This is a genomic window from Micromonospora sp. NPDC049497 (genome assembly GCF_044465805.1).
In the GTDB taxonomy this organism is placed as follows: Bacteria; Actinomycetota; Actinomycetes; order Mycobacteriales; family Micromonosporaceae; genus Micromonospora.
Genome location: NZ_JBITMC010000009.1, coordinates 111,751 through 131,374 on the forward strand (window position 1 = coordinate 111,751; position 19,624 = coordinate 131,374).

Consider the following 19,624-nt stretch of genomic DNA (forward strand, 5'->3'; position numbering starts at 1 on the left):
GTGCTCGGTCGGACAAGGCGTCGAGCAATACCTCAGCAGGCTAGAGGAACCCCGCGGAGGGCGTCGAAAGGCGGAGAACGCGTGAACCTCAGGCGCGGGCGCTGTCGGCGGTGGCCTGCCGCCAGTCGTGGTACAGCCCGGCGTACGCGCCGTCGGCGGCGAGCAGCTCGTCGTGGCGGCCACGCTCCACCAGCCGGCCGCCGTCGAGCACGATCACCTCGTCGGCCCGCTCGGCGACGGCCAGCCGGTGCGCGACGGTCACCGAGGTACGCCCGGCGGTCAGCCGGCGCAGCGCCTCGATGAGTGTCAGCTCGATCTCGGGGTCCACGGCCGAGGTGGCCTCGTCGAGGATCAGGCAGGCCGGGCCGGCTATGTGGGCGCGGGCCAGGGCGACCAGCTGTCGCTGCCCCGCGGACAGGCTCTCGCCGCGCTGCCCCACCGGGGTGTCCAGGCCGTGCGGCAGGCCGGCGAGGAACGCCTCCGCGCCCAGCTCGCGGAAGGCCTGCTCGATCTCGGCGCGGGTGGCGGACGGGCGGCCGTAGCGGACGTTCTCCTGCACGGTGGTGTCGAAGAGGAACGGCTCCTGCGGCACGACCACCAGACGCGAGCGCAGCGACTCGGTGGCGATCTCGCGGACGTCCACGCCGCCGATCAGGATGCGGCCGCGGTCCGGGTCGGCCAGCCGAGCGATCAGCTTGGTCAGCGTCGTCTTGCCGGATCCGGTCGCGCCGACCAGCACGACCTGGCGGCCGGCGGGCACCTCGAACGACACGTCGTGCAGCGTCACGCCGGCGCCGGGGTAGCCGAAGACCACGTTCTCGACGACCACAGCGGGCGGGTCGGGCGGCAGCTGCCGGCCGTCGGCCGGCTCGGCGATGTCCTCGGCGACGTCGAGCAGGGCCAGCACGCGCCGCCACCCGGCGACCGCGCTCTGGGTGAAGTCGATGACCTGGGTGAACTCGGTGATGGGCGCCAGGAAGAGGGTGACCAGCAGGATGAAGGCCACCAGCTCCCCGGCGGTGTGCCCGGTGGACGGGCCGAAGGCCAGCCCCACCGCCACGACACCGACCACGATGATCACGGCGAACAGGTCGGCGAGGGAGAACAGCAGGCCGCCCAGGTACCCGGCGCGGATCCGCGAGTCCCGCCACCGGTGGATGGTGGCCCTGGTGCGGCGCAGGCTCGGATCCACGACGCCGTAGGCGCGGATGACGGCGGTGCCCTGGATCGTCTCCGAGATCACCGTGAGCAGCTCGGCGACGCGGACCCGGACTGCGGTGTGTGCGGGGCCGAGGCGCCCGACCACCATGCGGACCAGCAGCAGCAACGGCACGGTCAGCACGAGCGTGACCGCGGTCAGCGTGATGTCGTAGAAGGCCATGCCGGCCAGGGCGGCCAGCATGATGGCGCCGTTGACCAGCCACGCGATACCGCCCCACTGCAGGAACATGCTGAGGGTCTCGACGTCGGAGGTCACCCGGGACACCAGCTTCCCGCGCGCCTCGGCCGAGTGGTACGCCACGCTCAGCCGGTGCACGTGGCTGAAGGCGCGGACCCGCAGGTCGTACAGCGCGCGTTCGCTGGCGATCGCGAGCCGCGCCAGGCTCGCCCAGTTGATCACGGCGGTGATCGCCACGACGAGCCCGGCCAGCGTGCCGAGCGCCAGCAACCGGCTGCCGCTGATGTGACCGGTGCTGAGGCCGCTGTCGATGACCTGCTGGATCAGCACCGGTACGGCGAGCCGGCCGATCCCGCCGAGCAGGGCGAGAACGACCGTCAGCGCCAGGCCCTGACGGATCTGCGGGATGGCCGCCAGGCCGCGGCGGATCACCGCGGTCGTCGACCCGGTGACGCTCTCGGGGTCGGCCGGCTCGATCTCGGTCATGCCTGCACCCGCTCTCGCTCGTAGGCCCGGATCAGCCGGTCGTAGCCGTCGAGCCGCAGCAGGTCGGCGTGGGCGCCGACACCGGCCACCCGGCCCTGGTCGAGGTAGACGACGGCGTCGGCGAGGGCCAGCGTGGCGGCGCTGGTGGTGACGACGATCGTCGTGGTGGACGTCAGCCCGGCGGTGAGGCCGCTCATGATCTCCTGCCGGGTGGTGGCGTCGACGGCGGAGGTCGCCTCGTCCAGCAGCAGCAACCGCGGCCGGCGGGCCAGCGCCCGGGCGAGGGCGATGCGTTGCCGTTCCCCACCGGAGAGCGTGACGCCGCGCTCGCCGACCGGCGTGTCCGCCCCGTGGGGCTGGCCGTCGACCAGGGTTCTCGCCCGGGCCAGGCGTAGCGCCTCGTCCAGCCGCGGACCGGCGTCGGCCGCGGCGGCGCCGTCGAAGTCGAGCAGCACGTTCTCGGCGAGCGAGCCCGCGAACAGGAAAGGCTCCTGGAAGGCGGCCGCGATGGCCGTCGCGCGCTCGGCCGGGCTGATCCGGCTCAGATCAGCGCCGTTCAGCAGCACGGTGCCGCCGGACGGCCGGAGCAGGCCGGCCAGCGCCAGCAGCAGGGTGGACTTGCCCGACCCGGTGCCGCCGGCGATCGCGACGGTGGCGCCGGCCGGGACGTGGAAGCTGACGCCGCGCAGCGCGGCCGCGCCGCCCGGGTAGGTGACGGAGAGGTCGCGGACCGCCACGTCGAGCGGGCCGTCCGGCAGCGGCTGCGGATCCGCCGCGGGCGGCGGCAGCGGCTCGTCGAGCACCGACTGGACCCGGGCGTACCCGGCCAGCATGCGCGGCACGTCGCCGAGCACGTTGCCGATGGTGCGTACCGGAACCACCAGCATGGCGAACACGTTGACGAAGCTGACCAGGGCGCCGACGGTGATCTCTCCGCTGTTCACCCGCAACGCGCCGACGACGACCATGATCAGCGAGGTGGCGGTCGGGATCGACTCGATCAGCGAGTCCAGCATCCAGTCACGGACGGCCAGTTTGATCTTCGCGTCGCGCAGGCCTGCCGCCTCCGCGGCGAACCGGTCCCGCTCCGCACGGCCACGGCCGAGCGTCTTCACCAGGGCTGCGCCGTCGAAGCTTTCGTGGGCGACCTCGGTCACCCGCCCCAGCCGATCCTGGACGTCCTGGGCGGGCCCCGCGACCTGCTTCTGGTAGACCGAGTTGACCAGCAGCAACGCCGGGATCATCGCGCCGCCGACCAGGGCCAGCACCGGGTCGACCACCACCGCCCAGCCGGCGGTGACCACGAACAGCACGAACATGCCGAGCACGTCCGGCAGCCGGGCCGGCAGCTCGGCGGCCGCCTCCGCGTCGGTCGTGACGTAGGCCAGTTTCTGCCCGGTCGGGTGGGCCTGGTGGTAGGTCATCGGCAGGCGGTGGTAGCGCTCGACGACGGTGTCTCGCAGGGTGGCGTCGAAACGGGCCCTGGTCACGACGAGCGACCAGCGCCGGATCAGTCCCGCCGCCCCCTGCAACACACCGACCGCGGCCACCACCAGCAGCACGGCGACGATCGTGCCGCTGGCGATCCGGCCGTCGTCGAACCTCGGAATCACCACGTTGTTGACCAGCTCGCCCAGCGCCACCGACCAGGCGACCAGGCTCGTGCCGTACAGCAGCGAGCCGGCGAGGCCGGTGAGGATCGGGCCGGGATGGGCGCGGAAGGCAGCGAGCAGCAACGCCCGGGATCGCCGGATCTGCCTGAACCGCCCGGCGGTAGTCTGGTCTGCCATCGCGCCTTCCCTGCCACTCGCTGTGCCGGACTCAGTAGTAGAACCCTCGCTGCGCCGGAATCAGAAGTAGGACCGGAGCTCGCCGCGCCGGCGGACGTCCGTCGTGGCACAGTGGAACGAGCCGCCGAAGCTGTTGAAGTTCCGGAACGGGCAGGGGAGCGGTGTGATGCCCCAGCTCTCGGCGAGTTCCTGCATCGGCCGGTCCTCGGCCTCGACCAGCATATGGGTCTCGTCCACCATCAGGACGTTCATGTTGATCCACTTGCTGGTCATGTAGAGCGGGTGGCCGTCCGGGATGACCGGCTCCGGCGCGCGGCGGATCTCCCAGTCCTTGAACTGGCGCGGCACCTCGACCACCCGGTCGGGGTGGATGAGCAGCTTGCCGGGCGCGAGCGGCATCAGGCTCGCGTCGATGTGCATCGGATGGTCGTCGACCAGGTCGACCACGTGCACCTGGTACTCGTCGCCGATCTCCCGGCGCACCCACTCGATGCCCATCATGTTGGTGACATGGCTGCGCTGCACGAAGATGTCCCGGCCGCACCGGATGAAGTCGGCCGCGTCGAAGGTCGGCTCGAACTCGGTGATCACCGACCGGAACGGCTCGCCGTCGGGCTGGTCGGTCCAGCCCTCGACGTACAGCTCGTCGCTGAGCTCCGGGCGCGGGCCGGCGGACCACCGGGCGCCGCCGCGGAAGTACTCCTTGAGCAGCGGCCGGTAGGCGGAGCTGGCGAAGTAGCGCGACCGCCAGGCCATCGGCGCCTCGATGATCTGCTCGCCGATCACCAGCAGCAGGTCGCGCGGCATCGCGTCGTAGAGGCCGGTGCTGGTCCAGCCGGGCGCGCCGTACGACAGGCCGTGGTCGCGCGGGTCCGGCCGGCGCACCCGCACGCCGTGGTTCGTCAGGATCTCGACGAGCTGGTCGAGCTCGTCGCGGGCGGCCGCGATCTGGTCGGCCGGAAACGGCTTGCCGGCCTGCTCCCGGAACACCGCCCGCTGTTCCGGGGAGAGCGGCGCGGCCGTCACGGTGTCGTACGGCGGGAAGTGCGCACCGTCGACGGTGCCGACGATGACCTCCTCCAGCGGGTCCCACTCGTTGTAGGCACGCACCGGTGACCCGGTCGCCCCCTCTGCCTCAGGCACGCTTCGTCCTCCGCTCGTCGGTGTACAGGGTTGCGCCGGACCACACGTACGACGTGCCGCCCCAGGCGGTGGCGGTGGCGACGTCCGGGAAGAACCCGTGCCCCGCCAGGTTGGCGCTGGTGTTGCACAGCAGGGGGATCCCGCTGATCCGGTGGTACTCGTCGAGCACCCGGCCGACCCTGGTGTGCGGCGTGTCCGGCCGGATGGTCTGCAGCCGGGCCGTCCCGTCGAGGTGCAGGACGGCCGGCACCTTCTGCGCCCAGCCGGGACGCAGCCGGTGGTCGAAGAGCATGTACGGGTCGGCGCCGCCGGGGTCGAAGACCGAGGCCGCCGCCGACTCCAGGCAGATCGGCGCGACCGGGCGGTACGGCTCCCGGTGCTTGATCCGGTTCAGCTCGTCCTTCATGGCCGGTGCCACCGGGGCGGCGATGATGCTGCGGTTGCCGAGTGCCCGCGGCCCCAGCTCCGCCCGGCCGTCGACCACCACCACCGGCTCACCGGTGGTGTGCAGCAGCGCGGCCAGCTGCGCCTCGTCGCACGGCCGCGCCGTCCAGCCGGGCGCCGGCCGGCTCGGCGTGACGGCCGGTCCGGAGTAGACGTTCCACTCCAGCGCCGGATCACCGCCCTCGGTCAGCACCTCGCAGAGGGCGGTGCCGATGGCGGCGCCGGAGTCGTTGGTGAACGGCGGCACCCAGACACCGGTGAACAGCCCGCTGGAGCGGATCATGCTGTTCCACTTGATGTTGAGCGCGCACCCGCCGGCGAGGCTGATCGGCAGCGGTGCGGGCAGTTCGAGCCGGGCCACCGCGTCGGTGAGCGCGCTGACCATCGTCCGTCCGATGAACTCCTGGAAGGAGGCGATCAGGTCGGCGCTGGAGTGCGACGGGAACAGCGCGGCGCAGCGGGCGGCCAGCGTGGTGCCGACCTCCGGGCCCAACGACTCGGCGCCCAGCTCGGCGACGAATTTGTCAAGGGCGGCGAGCACGTCGTCGTCGACGCCACCCAGGCCGGCGTACGCCATCGCCTTGCCGGCGGTGCCGAGATGGTGTTCGACGATCTGCACCTCGGTGAGCCCGTCCAGCGGCCGGTGGAACGGCTCCAGCGCCAGGCAGAAGTACGTGAACGCGTCACCGACCAGGCCGAACAGCGGACCCAGGTACTCGCCGGTCACCGGCCGCCCGGGGCGTACGAGGTACAGCCGGGGCAGCGTGCCGCCGTCCCAGACCAGGCCCAGTGAGCTCTGCCCCGCGTACGGGCCGGTGCAGTAGCTGGCGTACAGGTGGTGGCTCGCGTGCGGGTAGCTGCTGTATCCCCCGGCCAGCGGGCTGCCCGCGATGCCGGTGAAGGTGTAGCGCGGCGGAGGGGCGGGCACGAACGGGTCGGCGACGTACGGCGCGGTGGCGACGCTGACCGGCTTCCCGCCGGACAGGGTGTCGATCCGGGTCGGCCCGTCGTCCTCCGACCACCACCCGTCGATCACGAAGCGGTCCACGTCGGCGACGTCGAGCCCGTGGTCGGCCAGGACGGCGGAGATTCGGTCGAGGTCGCCGAGCGCGCTGTAGCGGCGGCCGTTGCCGATCTTCTCCATCTCGGCGCTGAAGATCAGGCGGCGCCCGTCGAGGACGGCGACCGCGCCGTCGTGGGACACCTTGATCCCGCAGACGATCATCGCTGGGACCTGCTCATGGCCGCTCGCAGGCTGGCCGGCCGCATGTCGGTCCACAGCTCGCCGATGCGGGCCAGGCACTCCTCGCGGGACGCCGGCTCGCCGACCGGCGTCCACCCCGCCGGCACCGGGCGGTCCGACCGCCAGATCGAGTACTGCTCCTCGTCGTTGCGCACGACCACGTACGTCTCGTCGGTGTCGGTCATGACTGCCCCTCGTTCTCGGTTCGGACGGCCTGCGGCTCCTGGGTCGAGTGGACGCGGCCGGACAGCATCTCGATCTCGATCTCGATCCCGACGGTGGCGCCGGGCGGGCCCGCCGGTCCTGCCGGGCCGAGCCGGGCCAGGTGCGCGGCGATCCGGTCGCGGTCGCTCACCAGCCGGACGTGCCCGCGGACGTCGACCGACATCGGCCTGCCGGCCGGCGGCCCGGACGGCACCGGGCCGGGGTCGAACACCGCCAGCACCTTGCCGCCGTCGCTCAGCGGCGTCGCTTCGGTGCGGTCCAGGACGCCGAACAGCACGCCCTGCCGGCCGCGGGAGCGGTCCAGGGTCAGCGGCAGCCGGGTCACGACCGGGAACTCCGAGGGTCCGGCGCTGACCACGGTGCCGGAACCGCACCGCTCGATCTGCGCGACCATGGCCTCGGCGCCGTCCCGCGCGGCGGGGAACGCCCGCGCCAGGGAGCCGCCGTCCTTCACGATGGCGGTGACGATCTGCTTGGACCGGAACGGCAGCAGCGACAGCAGCGTGTCGCCGAGCCCGTGCGTCGCCTCGGCGAGGCCCTGCACGTACAGCCCGCAGGTCAGCTCCTCGGCGCAGCGCACCCGGTGGTCGCGGGAGACCACCGGCCGGCCGTCGTCGCCGAGTTCGAGGTGCGGCAGGACGGCCCGGTACATCCGCGTGTCGAGCTCCCGCCGGTACCCGGTGGCCAGCACCAGTCCGTCGGCGCGCAGCTCGTGGGACCCGGCGCCGAAGCGGCTGTGCACGCCGATGCGCACTCCCCCGCCGTCCGCCTCGGCCCGGGTCAGCCGGGAGCCGTCGTGCACCACGAGCCGGGTCCGTCCGCGTACCTCGTCGGCGTAGACCAGCCGGTACAGGTTGTCGAGGAAACCCGCCTCCACCACCCCGTAGTTGGTGTTGCGCAGCCGGGCCGCGTAGTCGCGCCGGTTCTCCTCACTGCGGGAGTAGAACTCGTCGGCGTTGGCCTCGAAGAACTGCTCGTTGGCGAACGGGTTGTTGTCGGTGGCGCGCAGCGAGTACCCGGGCAGGACCAGGTGGACGCGGGCGTTGCGGTAGTGGTCCAGCAGATAGTGGGTGATCTCGCCGGCGCTCTGCCCGTCTCCCGCGACCGCGAACTCCCACTCCCGGTCGTGGTCGGTGAAGGCGCCGGGGAACTGCGACAGGAACGCGCTGGAGTGCACCACGGCCGGGCCGGTCGTGACACCGGCGGGCACCATCGGCACGCCACCGAGCGCGTGCACCACGTTGCGGGCGTGGTACTCGACGACCTCGCCGGTGGCGGTGTCGGTGGCCGTCACCCGCCACAGCGACAGCGTGCCGTCGTCGTCGCGGACCGGCGTCACCGCGGTGACCGCGGAGCGGTACCGCACCATGCCGGCGAACTGCCCGCCGACCCACCGCAGGTAGTCCTGGAACTCCAGCCGGGTGGGCCGGAACTCGGAGAGGTTGACGAACTTCTCCAGCCGCCCCTTGGCCTTCTGGTAGGCGAGGAAGGTGAACGGGCTGGCGAGGTTGCGCAGCGACACCAGGTCCTTGAGGAACGAGATCTGCATGCGTGCCCCGTCGATGAGCATGCCCTCGTGCCAGCAGACGTCCGGCGACCGCTCCAGGAACAGGCAGCTGCGATCGGGGGCGATCTCCTGGGCGGCGATCGCGAGAGCGATGTTCGACGGTCCGAAACCCAGACCGAGCACATCGTACGGATCGTCCGGCGTGCCGAGATCCTTCACGTACCGCTCCTTCCTCGACGACTTACCGGCTCATCCGACGGGCGGTGTCGCGGGTGAGCGCTGGGCGACGCGACCGGTGTCCAGGAAGCCCACCAGCGCCGGCACCGGGGAGACCACGCGTCCGGCTTCGTCGAGGCGCTCCTGGTACTGCTCGGCGACCTCGGGCAGCCGGCTCCAGTGCGTCGCGGGGCGCAGGTGGTGCTCCTGGTGGTAGCCGTCGTTGAAGGTCAGCAGGTTGTACAGCCGGCCGTAGTGGCTCACCGAGTTCGCGTACCGGCTCTCCGGCTCCGCGCCGAAGTGCCGGTAGTAGTTCTGGACGTTGACCAGGGTGAACGCGAGCGCCACCGAGGGCAGGTAGCAGAGCAGGGTCCACTGCCAGGACAGGACCGCGAGCAGCACGGTGAACGCGAGCTGCGCGAGCCGGTCGTACCTGATCTGGTTGAGCTCGGCGGCGCGCCGGGCCGGGTTGCGCGAGGCCAGCCCCAGCAGGGTGGTCTCGCGCGGGCCGACCCCGCCGCCGCGGCGCAGCGTCCCCCAGGTGGCCACCCACTCCTGCGCGGAGGAGGCCAGGCCGCAGACCAGGTACCACCAGAGCGGGGCGTGCCCGTCGTCGCGGCTGTACCGGTAGGTGGAGGTGATGTCGGCGGTGGTCCCGTCGCGTTTGCGGTCGTTGTTGTACCGGTGGTGGTTGCGGACGTGGGTCAGGTGGTAGCCCTGCACCGACTGCGCGATGTTCGCCGAGCTGATCATCGACAACACGGCATTCAGGCGGTTGTCGGTGAACCAGGGCTGATGGACGAACAGGTGGGTGACCACGATGATCGAGTACGTCATCATGGCCGTGACCAGCGCCGCCGAGGCGAGCCGTGGCCAGAGTCCGTCCGGTGTCAGGGCGGCCAGCGCGATCGTGCCGGCGAACTGGGTGAGAGTGATCGCGAGCAGGATGGCGTCGGCCGGGCTGTTGCGCCAGAACTGTCGCGGCTTGGCGTCGACCATTTCACCAGCACCTTTCGTACGCTGCGGACCTGCCCGGTGATTCACCGACGTGTCGATTCACCGGCGCAGATGCGCCGAGCGTCAGGAATTGGGCCGTGACCTACGGGGCCCGGGATACGGCGACGACGCTAGCCATGGCCGGCAGCTGTCAACGATGCCGCGCCCGGCGTCCAACTGTGCACATTCGCCATTTGGAATGGCGGATATGTGTACGCACAGCGACGCGCCGCGCGGTCGTCGGACCACGCGGCGCGTCGCTGTCGTTGATCTGTCCCGGCCCTCGGCGCGTCAGGCGCGCCGGGCCCGGTCGTCAGCCGTCCAGTCTGAAGATCAGCTCGGTGACGGTGGCCTGCCGGCCGGGGGCGAACGAGTCCTCGCTGCCGACGCGCACGAACCCGTTGCGCTCCAGCACCCGGATCGAGCCGGGGTTGTCCTCGACGACCCGGGCGTGGATCGGCCGCTCGGTCACCTCGCGGAGCAGCGCGGCGACGGCGGCGGTGGCCGCACCCCGGCCCCACCAGTCCTTACGGATCCAGTAGGTGAGCTCGGTGTCGCCCTCGATCGGGAAGGTGGCCACGCTGCCGACGACCTCACCGCCGACCTCGATGACCCGGTTGACGATCGCGTCGTCGGCCAGGATCTTCCGATACTTCTCCCGGAAGGCGTCGGCGTCGCGGGCGGTCTTGGCATCGGTGAACGCCGCCAGGTGCTGGGCGGTCTCGTCGAGCTGGATCTCGAAGAGCGCCGGGACGTCGTTCTCGGTCAGGGGTCGTAGCGAGATGTCCCTGGCCACGCTGTCAGTCATCACGCCTCCGCGTCGGACGGAACGACGGGTCGTTCCACATCAGAACCGAGCCGAGGCTAGCACGCCGGCGGGGTCGCTCCGGGCCGGGAAAATCGGCCGCCGGCGCGCGGCCCTTTTAGGGGACACGCCGCCCCGGCGGCCCGGCATTAGGTTGCTTCACAGGGATTTCGGCCGGAGGGCCACCTGCTCGCGAATGGAGGTCCTCTCATGGTGCGGCAGACCGAGCTGTTGACGCCTCAGCTGTCGGACTATCTCGATTTCCTGGATCGCGGGGAGATGAGATACCTCCCCTATCTGATGTATTTCAACAGGCCGAACTACCGATCCGCGGCCATCAACACCGACCGCCTCGGATTCCGGATCTCGCACGGTCCGAGCGGGCCGGGATCGGCCGGCGGCGACCGGATCGAGGGGCCGGTCCGGCTGCTGGTCGGCGGTTCGGTGTCGCTGGGTTACGGCGCCACCACCGACGCGGCCACGATCGCGTCGCGGCTCTGGTCGAAGCACGCGCCGAGCCGGCCGTGGTTGACCTTCGGCGCCCCGTACCTCAACTCCACCCAGGAGTTGATGCTGTTCATGCTCTACCGGCACCTGTTGCCCCCGATCGACGAGATTGTCATCATCAGCGGCTTCAACACGCTGGTCATGGGACAGCTGACCGGGGTGGACGTCGGCGGCCAGGAGCCCTTCTTCTTCTGCAACGAGTACTTCGAGAAGATGCAGGAGCTGCGCGCCCGGTACGCCGAGCCGGCCAGGACCAAGCGGTGGCGCACCGGCCCGCGGCCGCCGTCCCCGTCGGTCGCGCCGTCCGCGGCCCGTCCGACGACGGCCGGCATGATCGAGTCCGCGGTCGGCATCACGATGCGCAACCTCGACAGTTGGCTGGTGATGGCCGCCGCGACCGGCGCCCGGGTGAGTTTCGCCCTCCAGCCGCTCGCGACCTGGCTGCGGGAGACGCCGGCGCCGCAGGAGAAGCTGCTCTTCGACGAGTTCGACGAGCTCTCCGACTACGGCACCTGGGAGGAGCGCTACGGCGACGTCGGCAGCATCGCGACCGGGGCCGCCTACGCCTCGGCTCTCGGCGAGGCATGCGCCCGCAAGGACGTCCCGTTCGTCGACACGCTCTCCCGCCTCGCCGAGGTGACCAAGCCGTCGGACTGGCTCTTCGTCGACCGCGGTCACTACACCGACGAGGGCAACGACGTCGTGGCGCAGGTGCTGGCCGAGAGCCTCCAGCTGTCGTGAGGCCCGGATGTCGACCCGAAGTGAACTGAGGTGACCTCTCCATGTCGTTCCTGCGTACGGTGATCGCCCGGCTGTTCGGCCGCCGCAAGAAGAAGGCGAAGCGCGACGCCTCCATCTACCCGATGTTCTGATGGCGATGGGTGACGATGCGCTGACCCTGCCGGTCCGGACGGTGTTCGCGCGGGCGTGCGAGCCGGAGGAGACGCCGCTGCCCGACACGCTGCGGCCCGCGATCCTCGGCGAGCTGGCCGGCGCCGGCCTCGACGGCGCCGACGGCGACGTCGCCGCGGTCGCCGCCTGGGCCGAGGCCGAACGGGCCCGCTTCACCGCGCTGTTCGCCACCGCCGAACGGGAGGGCTGCGCGGACGTGCTGGTACGCCGTGCGGTACTCGCCTGCGCGCCGCTGGCCTCGATGTCGGGTGCCTGGTTGCAGTGGATGAGCGAGCCGGGAAACGCCGAGGAGCCGGTCACGATGCGGGCGCTCGCGCTGTTCGCGGCCGATGTCGGCGCCGGGCATCCGGGGGCGTCCCGGGGCGATGCCTACCTGGCGCTGATGCGGCACGTCCGGGTGGCCGTGCACGCGCGCCCCGCCGGCCGGCTGGCGCAGGACCGCCGGATCGCAGACCCGTCCTTCCACCTGCCGGCTCTCGCGTTGACGATGAGCCGGCGCCCGGACACGTACGCCGGTGAGATCTTTGGTGTTGATCTTTGTTTGCGTGCCGCCGGTCTGTTGCCGCCGCTCGCCGGTGTCCGGACCCGGCTCGCGGACGCGGCGGACTGGACCGCGCTGGACCCGGGTCGCGCGCGCCGGCCGCACCGGGCGCCGGCGGTCGACGACGCGCGGGCTGTGGCGGACGCGTTCGCCGCGGCAGCCGGCCCGACCGGCGCGGCGGCGTTCGGGCGGGGATTCGCCTGGGCCTTCGCCGCGCTCCGCCGCTGGAGCGACGAGGTGTACCGGGAGCTCGACGCCGCGCGCGACCCGTGGTTCGAGATGGCCGAGCTGATGCGCTCGCGGGCCCGCGAGGCGTCGGCCTATCACGACCGGTTCGTGATGCGCGGGCGGCCGCTGAAGCAGTGGCTGGCCGAGGCCCGGACCGATCCGGGCCCGTTCCTGGCCGCGCTCGCCGACAGCCGCCTGGTGCGCCCGGGCCGGTCGGGGGCGAGCCGGCTCACCGGCGAGCTGGTGTCGGAGAACGGCCGGATGTTCCGGGTGTTCCCCGACGACGACCTCGACGTCATCAACCGGTGGATCGACGCGCTGCCGGCCGATCCGGCCGAGCGCGCGCGGCTGCGGCCCTCCGCCCACCAGCCCCGGAGCATCGAGCTCCGCGTGGCCGCGGGCGGTGACGATGACGGCGAGGCTCCCGCCGGTCCACGGCAGGCCTACACCCGACTGCTGCGGCGCACCATCACGCCGGCCACCCGGCGCTACGCGCTGCGCTACGTCCAGGGGTGGCTGGCCCGCTCCCGCCACGGCATGAGACGGGACACGCGAACGCTGCCCGCCGAGCCGCCGGCGGACGGCCTGCGGCCGTGGCTGCTCGACCAGCACGACCGGCACAACAGCGAGTTCCAGGACGGCTCGGACGATCCCCTGCCGGAGCGTGCCGAGCTGATCGACTCGACGTTGCAGCTGGCGCCCCTCACCCTGATCGACGGCGCCTGGCTGGCCGGTCACACCGACTACCAGCTCGCCTCCACCGAGCGGGGCCACTTCCTGTTCGCGACCTACTGGGACGAGCTGGGCAACGGCGAGCTGGAGCTGAACCATCCGCTGATCTACCGCACGGTGCTGCGGGAGATGGGCATCGACCTGCCGCCGACCCGGTCACCGGAGTTCGCGGCCTGGCCGGCGTTGCGGGACCGCTCGTTCGAGCTACCGGTCTACTGGCTGGCGATCGGCCGGTTCCCGCGTACGTTCGAGCCGGAGATCCTCGGCTTGAACCTGGCCATGGAGTTGTCCGGTGTCGGTGGCAGTTATCGCCGCGCCCGGCAGGCGCTCAAGCGGTACGGCTTCAGCACCGCGTTCGTCGACATCCACAACACCATCGACAACGTGGCGACCGGGCACTCCGCGTGGGCGGCGGACGCCGTCGACGGATATCTGGCGCAGCAGGCGCCGGCGGACCGCGCGCAGGCGTGGGACCGGATCCGGGCCGGGTACCGCTCACTGAACCCACCATCCGGATTCTGGGCGCGTACCGCGGCTCGTCGCGCCCGAGTGGAGGCCTCCGCACATGTCTGACCTGGTTCTCGGTGTCTCCGCGTACTACCACGACAGTGCCGCGGCGCTGGTGTCCGGCGGCCGCCCGGTGGCGGCCGCGCAGGAGGAGCGTTTCACCCGCCGCCGCCACGACTCGGCGTTCCCGGCGAACGCGGTCGCCTACTGCCTGGACGAGGCCGGCGCCACCCTCGCCGACGTGTCGGCGATCGCCTACTACGAGGACCCGGCGCTCAAGTTCCGCCGCGTCCTGGCGACCTATCTCGGTGCGGTCCCGTTCGGGCTGGCCTCGTTTCGTGACACCCTGCCCGGCTGGTGGACGTCGAAGCGACGCGTCACCGACGTGGTCCGCCGCGAGCTCGAAGGGCTGGACCGGGGCCGCGTGCCGGAGATCATCTGCCGGCGGCACCACGAGTCGCACGCCGCGTCGGCGTTCCTGGCCAGCCCGTACGAGTCGGCCGCCGTGCTCTGCATCGACGGTGTCGGCGAGTGGGCGACCACCTCGATCTGGCACGGACAGGGCACCCGGCTGACGCCGAAGGCCGAGATCCGTTTCCCGCACTCGCTGGGCCTGCTCTACTCGGCCTTCACCTACTTCTGCGGGTTCAAGGTGGACTCCGGCGAGTACAAGCTGATGGGCCTGGCGCCCTACGGCGAACCCCGGTACGCCGGCCTGATCCGCGAGCGGCTGATCGACGTCAAGCCCGATGGGTCGTTCCGGCTGAACATGCGCTACTTCGAGTTCCTGCGCGGGCAGGTGATGACCGGCCGCGGCTTCGAGAAGCTGTTCGGCGGCCCGCGCCGCGAACCCGAGGGCGAGCTGACCCGGCGCGAGTTCGACCTGGCGGCGTCGGTGCAGCTGGTCACCGAGGAGGTCGTCCTCGCGCTCGCGCTGACGGCCCGGGAGCTGACCGGCGAGTCACGGCTGTGCCTGGCCGGCGGGGTGGCCCTCAACTGCGTGGCGAACGGGAAGATCGTCGCCGGGTCGCTCTTCGACGAGGTCTGGGTCCAGCCGGCGGCCGGTGACGCCGGCGGCGCGCTGGGTGCGGCGCTCGCGGTCGCGATGGACCGGGGCGCCGAACGGGCGCACGTCGGCACCGGGCACGACGCGATGGCCGGGTCTTTGCTCGGGCCACGGTACGACGACGAGCAGATCGCGGCGTACCTGAACTCCGCCGGCATCCCGCACCGCCGCCTCGGGCCGCAGGAGTTGGCTGCCGAGGTCGCGAAGTCGATCGCCGCGGGGATGGTGGTGGGCTGGTTCCAGGGCCGGATGGAGTTCGGCCCACGGGCGCTGGGATCACGCTCGATCCTGGGCGACGCCCGCGACCCGCGAACCCAATCGATCATGAACTTGAAGATCAAGTTCCGGGAGTCGTTCCGGCCGTTCGCGCCGTCCGTGCTGACCGAGGACGCGAAGGACTTCTTCGACCTGCCGCAGGAGAGCCCGTACATGCTCGTGGTCGCGCCGGTCGCGCAGGCGGCCCGGCTCGCCGTCGACGCCGACTCGGGCCTGACCGGCATCGACCTGCTCAAGGTGCCCCGGTCCGTGATCCCGGCGGTCACGCACGTGGACCACTCGGCGCGCGTGCAGACCGTGGGCCCGCGGGACAACCCCGCCTATCACCGGCTGCTCACCGCACTCAAGCGCGAGACCGGCAGCAGCGTCGTGGTGAACACGTCGTTCAACGTCCGCGGCGAGCCGATCGTGAACACGCCGCAGGAGGCGTACACGTGCTTCATGCGGACCGGCATCGACGTGCTCGCGCTCGGCGGGTTCCTGCTGCACAAGTCCGAGCAGCCCGAGTGGCGCGAGGACCGGGACTGGCGCACCGAGGTTCCCCTCGACTGACCAACCGCCGTCCACCCGTACCGAAGAAAGGACCTTCTGATGCGCAACGCCCTGCTCACCGTCGTGTACGTGCTGTTCGTGATCCCGGCGGGCCTGCTGCTGCGGGCTCTGCGGGATCCGATGCGCCGGTCGTGGTCGCGGCGCCGCCCGAGCTACTGGCAGCAGCCGCTCACGCGGGACTGAAGACCACCTCGTCGGCGATGGCGCGCTCGATGGCGCGCACCGCGGTGAGCACCGCGTCCGGCCCCTCGGCCATGCCCTCCACCACGCCGATCGTGCCGCGGCTGCCCGACCGCCAGTCGACCCGGTCGCCGGGCTCGGCGGTCAGGACGACCGAGAGAATTTCGGGGTGCCGCTCGGTCAGGTCGGCCACGTTGCCCCAGGAGGCCAGCCGCCAGTCACCGAGCGGCGGCAAGATCTGGTAACAGAAGGCGGTTGCCGCCGGCTCCCCCAGCGACACCACCGGCCGGCGGCCGACGGCGACGTCGAACGCCAGTCCGACCGCTCCCACGCCGTACGAGCGGTGCAGCAGGGCGGCCACATAGCCACCCATCCGGGCGTTCACCTCGATCACCACAGGCCCGTCGGCGGTCAGCTTCAGCTCCACGTCGATCCAGCCGTCGCGCAGGCCGAGCGCGTGGCAGGCCGCCTCGGTGACCCGGAAGGCCTCCGCCTCGTCCTTCTCGGGCAGCAGCCCGGGCATGATGAAACCCTGCTCGCGGAACGGTTCCCGCAACGGCAGCCGGGAGTTGAGCACCTGGCAGGCGACCGTGCCGCGCCACAGCAGCATCTCGACCGACACGTAGTCGCCGAGGCCGGGCCCGGCAACCGACGGGCAGCCCACCAGCATCTCCTCGACCACGACCTGGTCGGCCTCGCCCGAGGCGAACGCGTCGGCGGCGTACCGCAGCGCGTCCTGCGGGCCGTCCAGGCGGTAAGTCTGTTGGCTGCCCGCGCCCCGGACCGGCTTGAGCACCGCGGGCGTGCCCACCGAGTCGAGCGCCTCCAGCACCTCGCCGGGCTGCTCCACCAGCCGGAACCGCGGCACCGGCAGCCCGGCGTCGCGCAGCCGCCCCCGCTGCACGTATTTGTCGGTGGCGGCGTGGACCGTGCTCGGCGAGTGGAACTCCAGGCCGAGACGGGACGCCAGCCGCTGCGCGAGCGGCAGGTCACGGTCGCAGAAGACCACGATGCCGGCCGGGTCGCGGGCCGCGAGCACCGCGGCGCCGGCGGCCTCGTCGGTCACGTCGACGACGTCACCGACGGCCGCCAGCAGATCGGCCAGTCCGTCCTCCAACTCGCCGACGGGCGCCGCGAACACCAGGTCGTAGCCCTCGGCGTCGACGGCCAACTCGAGCGGGCTGGCGGCGCCGGCCGTGTAGACCACGACCACCGTGGCGGTCATGCGCCGACCCGCTCGTGCTCACGCTGCGCGGGCAGCGAACGGTAGATCTGTTCCAGGCCACCGAGGGCGCCACCGAGCCGTGGCAGGGCCGCGTAGACCGGGTCGCGGCTCAGGATCGCGTCGACCTCGCGCAGCCGCCACATCGGGGTGCGCGGGAACAGGTGGTGCACCAGGTGGAAGCCCTCGCCGTCGATCTCCCCCAGGAGGAACCGGGTGCCCCACCCGTAGACCCGGTTCCAGGACATGTAGATGTCCACCCGGGGCGCGGTCTCGATCAGCGGGAAGTGCTCCATCAGCTCGGCCACCGCACCGATCCACACCTGGGTGGTGACCAGCGGCACGAACCAGAGCAGCACCAGCCACATCCACCAGCCGCCCAGCACGGCCCAGAGGAGCACCCCGGCCAGCACGACCACCCGCAGCGCGCGCTCGGCCGGCTGCTCGCCCGCCGCGACGATGCGGTGGCGCAGCAGGTAGAGCACGTACGAGGCGGTCGCCCTCGGCGTCACCACGGTGAGCAGGTAGCGGCGCAGCGCGTCGCGGCTCATCTCGTCCCCGCACAGCGCGTTGTCCTTGTACTGCTGGTAGTCCGGGTCCCGGTCCGGGTCGCCGAGCCGGCCGTGGTGCTCGCCGAGGTGCGACGCCCGGTACCCGGTGAAGCTCTGCAGCACCGGGTACCCGCCGAGGACCGCCCCGATCACGCTGCCGGTCCGGTGGTCGGCCATGAACACCCGGTGGGTCGCCATGTGCAGCATCCCGGCGATCCCCCGCTGCCGGCCCCCGATGAAGAACACCGCCACCAGGTAGACCGGCAGCGCCAGCCACCAGGGCGCGTGCTGCCACGACAGGATCGAGGCCGCGCACCAGAAGGCGATCCAGGCCCAGTGCGTGACGGCTTCGAGCGGACCGTGCCAGTTGTCCGGCCGGGACGCGGCCCGGACCGCGGCCATGATCTCGGGCGCGAAACGGTACCGCTCGGCTAGAGCAGAATCGGCCACGGTCTCTCTCCTCACTCAGTGCTGTCCAACTGGCGGCTCTCCCCAGTCAGACATCCGGGCCACGATGTCGGCAACCAGCTCGGCCTCCCGAGCCCGGAGGTAGAAGTGGTCCCCGTCGAACACCCGCCCGGCGGCGCTGCCGGAGGTCAGCTCACCCCAGGCGGCCAGCTCACGCGGCACGTCCCCGGGGTCGCCGCTGCCCCCGTACGCGGCGATCGGGCACCGCAGCCGCACCGGGTCGTCGCGGTGGTACGACAGCGACGCCCGGACGTCGGCCAGCAGCGGCGGCAGCACCAGCTCGCGCAGTTCCGGGTGGTCGAACACGGCTGGGTCGGTCCAGCCGGCCTCGCGGGCCTCGGCCTCGACGGTGGCGTCGTCCATGACCTCGTGCGACGGCGCGGACCGGTGCGGGGCGAGCTGGCCGGAGAGGAACAGACCCGCCGGCCCGGGCCCGCCACCAGCCTCCAGGCGGATCGCGACCTCGTAGGCGACGAGGCTGCCCATGCTGTGCCCGAACAGGAACAGGGGCCGGTCGGCGTAGGGCGCCAGCGCCGGGGCCACCGCGTCGGCGATCTGCACGACCGACGGCATCAGCGGCTCGGCCAGCCGGTCGTGGCGGCCCGGGTACTGCACGCTGATCAGCTCGGTGGTGGCCGGCAGCCGGTCGAGCCACGAGCTGTAGGCGCTGGCCGTGCCGCCGGCGTGCGGCAGGCACACCAGCCGCGCCGCCGGGTCCTGGCGGGGCCGAGGCCGGCGCAGCCAGCGCGCCGACGCGCCGGAGGTGTCCGTTGTCGTGGGTGCGGTCATCGAGGACTCCCGTCAGTCGCGGGTCTGAGGCCAGAATCCGCATGTGATTCTTTGCGAGGGATGCGTCTGGGACGGACTTGCGATGGATAGTGCCCCGGCCGGCGCGCCGGTCGCGATCGGTGGGCGGCTCGACCCGGCCACCGTGATCGGCGGCTACCGGCACGGCACCTACCCGATGCCGGCCGCGACGCCGGCTGACATCGAGGTGAATCACGCCCTGTACGAGGACGCGGTGGAGTCCGGGGCGACCGTGGTGCTCGACTCGCCGCTGCCCGACCCGTACGCGCTGGTCTGGTGGTCCCCGGATCCCCGGCCGGTGATCCCGTACGGCGGGTTGGCCAAGGCACGCAGCCTGATGAAGCTGTTGCGCAACCGGCTGACCTGGACCACCACCACGAACAAGGACTTCGCCCGGGTGCTGGCCGAGTGCCGTCGGGACCGCACCCCCGAGTGGCTGACCACCGAGTTGTGCGAGTGCATGATCACGCTGAACGAGCTGGGCTGGGCGCACAGTGTCGAGGTGTGGGAGCACGAGGAGCTGGTGGGCGGCGCCATCGGCATCGGCGTCGGAGAGGTGTTCGTCCTGGACACCTGTTTCCACCGGCGCGACAACGCGTCGAAGGTGGCGCTGCTCGACATGGAGCACCGGCTCGCCGGCACCGGCGTGACGCTGCTGGACGTCGAGTGGGACAGCGAGCGCAACCAGCGGCTCGGCGCCGGGCCGCTGCCGCGCGGCGAGTTCCTGGCGACGCTGGCCCGCGGCAGCGATCCGGTGCCTCTGGCCGGGGGTGAGGAGCCGGTACGGCGCCTCGGTTTCCTGCGCACGCCGGGGTAGCGGC

16 protein-coding genes are annotated in these 19,624 nt (G+C 72.0%); 5 read left to right on the forward strand and 11 right to left on the reverse strand.

The genetic code is table 11. The features are described 5' to 3' along the window. Positions 1-88: 88 nt before the first annotated feature. The 8 genes from ACIBR0_RS15125 to ACIBR0_RS15160 all read right to left on the reverse strand — a co-directional run bounded on the left by ACIBR0_RS15125 (position 89) and on the right by ACIBR0_RS15160 (position 10,257). A complete protein-coding gene (locus tag ACIBR0_RS15125; RefSeq protein ID WP_396715911.1) occupies positions 89-1,885 on the reverse strand; it encodes an ABC transporter ATP-binding protein in 1,797 nt (598 codons plus the stop codon). Next, positions 1,882-3,675, reverse strand: coding sequence for an ABC transporter ATP-binding protein (locus ACIBR0_RS15130; RefSeq protein ID WP_396715913.1), 1,794 nt, complete (start codon positions 3,673-3,675; stop codon positions 1,882-1,884). Before ACIBR0_RS15130 ends, ACIBR0_RS15125 begins: the two co-directional genes overlap by 4 nt. Before the next feature lie 60 nt (positions 3,676-3,735). After that, positions 3,736-4,818, reverse strand: coding sequence for an amidinotransferase (locus ACIBR0_RS15135; protein ID WP_357032898.1), 1,083 nt, complete (start codon positions 4,816-4,818; stop codon positions 3,736-3,738). Beyond that, positions 4,811-6,487: a carbamoyltransferase N-terminal domain-containing protein gene (locus tag ACIBR0_RS15140; protein WP_396715915.1), complete on the reverse strand. Its 1,677-nt coding sequence runs from the start codon at positions 6,485-6,487 to the stop codon at positions 4,811-4,813. Before ACIBR0_RS15140 ends, ACIBR0_RS15135 begins: the two co-directional genes overlap by 8 nt. Further along, positions 6,484-6,690 (reverse strand): MbtH family protein, encoded by a 207-nt coding sequence (locus ACIBR0_RS15145; protein ID WP_357032905.1) that lies wholly within the window; start codon positions 6,688-6,690, stop codon positions 6,484-6,486. Before ACIBR0_RS15145 ends, ACIBR0_RS15140 begins: the two co-directional genes overlap by 4 nt. Further along, positions 6,687-8,456 carry a SidA/IucD/PvdA family monooxygenase gene (locus ACIBR0_RS15150; protein ID WP_396715917.1) on the reverse strand — a complete coding sequence of 590 codons (1,770 nt, stop codon included), beginning with the start codon at positions 8,454-8,456 and terminating at the stop codon, positions 6,687-6,689. Before ACIBR0_RS15150 ends, ACIBR0_RS15145 begins: the two co-directional genes overlap by 4 nt. 30 nt (positions 8,457-8,486) lie before the next feature. Beyond that, complete coding sequence (locus ACIBR0_RS15155) at positions 8,487-9,452, reverse strand: fatty acid desaturase family protein (RefSeq protein WP_396715919.1); 966 nt, start codon at positions 9,450-9,452, stop codon at positions 8,487-8,489. Between the two features lie 310 nt (positions 9,453-9,762). Next, on the reverse strand, positions 9,763-10,257 hold the full coding sequence (locus ACIBR0_RS15160) for a GNAT family N-acetyltransferase (protein ID WP_357032916.1): 495 nt from the start codon (positions 10,255-10,257) through the stop codon (positions 9,763-9,765). A 207-nt stretch (positions 10,258-10,464) separates the two neighbouring features. On the opposite strand from ACIBR0_RS15160, the gene ACIBR0_RS15165 reads away from it, so the two are divergent. The 4 genes from ACIBR0_RS15165 to ACIBR0_RS15180 all read left to right on the forward strand — a co-directional run bounded on the left by ACIBR0_RS15165 (position 10,465) and on the right by ACIBR0_RS15180 (position 15,758). Further along, complete coding sequence (locus ACIBR0_RS15165; protein WP_396715921.1) at positions 10,465-11,502, forward strand: Inducer of phenazine A; 1,038 nt, start codon at positions 10,465-10,467, stop codon at positions 11,500-11,502. A gap of 136 nt (positions 11,503-11,638) precedes the next feature. After that, complete coding sequence (locus ACIBR0_RS15170) at positions 11,639-13,747, forward strand: iron-containing redox enzyme family protein (protein ID WP_396715923.1); 2,109 nt, start codon at positions 11,639-11,641, stop codon at positions 13,745-13,747. Beyond that, positions 13,740-15,575, forward strand: a complete 1,836-nt coding sequence (locus ACIBR0_RS15175; protein ID WP_396715925.1) for a carbamoyltransferase — start codon at positions 13,740-13,742, stop codon at positions 15,573-15,575. The genes ACIBR0_RS15170 and ACIBR0_RS15175 overlap by 8 nt, the downstream gene beginning before the upstream one ends. Positions 15,576-15,614: 39 nt before the next feature. Further along, positions 15,615-15,758 (forward strand): hypothetical protein, encoded by a 144-nt coding sequence (locus ACIBR0_RS15180; RefSeq protein WP_396715927.1) that lies wholly within the window; start codon positions 15,615-15,617, stop codon positions 15,756-15,758. Here ACIBR0_RS15180 and ACIBR0_RS15185 read toward each other — a convergent pair. The 3 genes from ACIBR0_RS15185 to ACIBR0_RS15195 are packed head-to-tail and all read right to left on the reverse strand — an operon-like array spanning position 15,745 to position 18,785. Further along, on the reverse strand, positions 15,745-16,980 hold the full coding sequence (locus ACIBR0_RS15185) for an acetyl-CoA carboxylase biotin carboxylase subunit family protein (RefSeq protein WP_396715929.1): 1,236 nt from the start codon (positions 16,978-16,980) through the stop codon (positions 15,745-15,747). The genes ACIBR0_RS15180 and ACIBR0_RS15185 overlap by 14 nt on opposite strands. After that, positions 16,977-17,978 (reverse strand): fatty acid desaturase, encoded by a 1,002-nt coding sequence (locus ACIBR0_RS15190; protein ID WP_357029880.1) that lies wholly within the window; start codon positions 17,976-17,978, stop codon positions 16,977-16,979. The genes ACIBR0_RS15185 and ACIBR0_RS15190 overlap by 4 nt, the downstream gene beginning before the upstream one ends. Positions 17,979-17,993: 15 nt before the next feature. Beyond that, complete coding sequence (locus tag ACIBR0_RS15195; protein ID WP_396715931.1) at positions 17,994-18,785, reverse strand: thioesterase II family protein; 792 nt, start codon at positions 18,783-18,785, stop codon at positions 17,994-17,996. A gap of 82 nt (positions 18,786-18,867) precedes the next feature. On the opposite strand from ACIBR0_RS15195, the gene ACIBR0_RS15200 reads away from it, so the two are divergent. Beyond that, a complete protein-coding gene (locus ACIBR0_RS15200; RefSeq protein WP_396715933.1) occupies positions 18,868-19,620 on the forward strand; it encodes a leucyl/phenylalanyl-tRNA--protein transferase in 753 nt (250 codons plus the stop codon). Positions 19,621-19,624 lie beyond the last annotated feature (4 nt).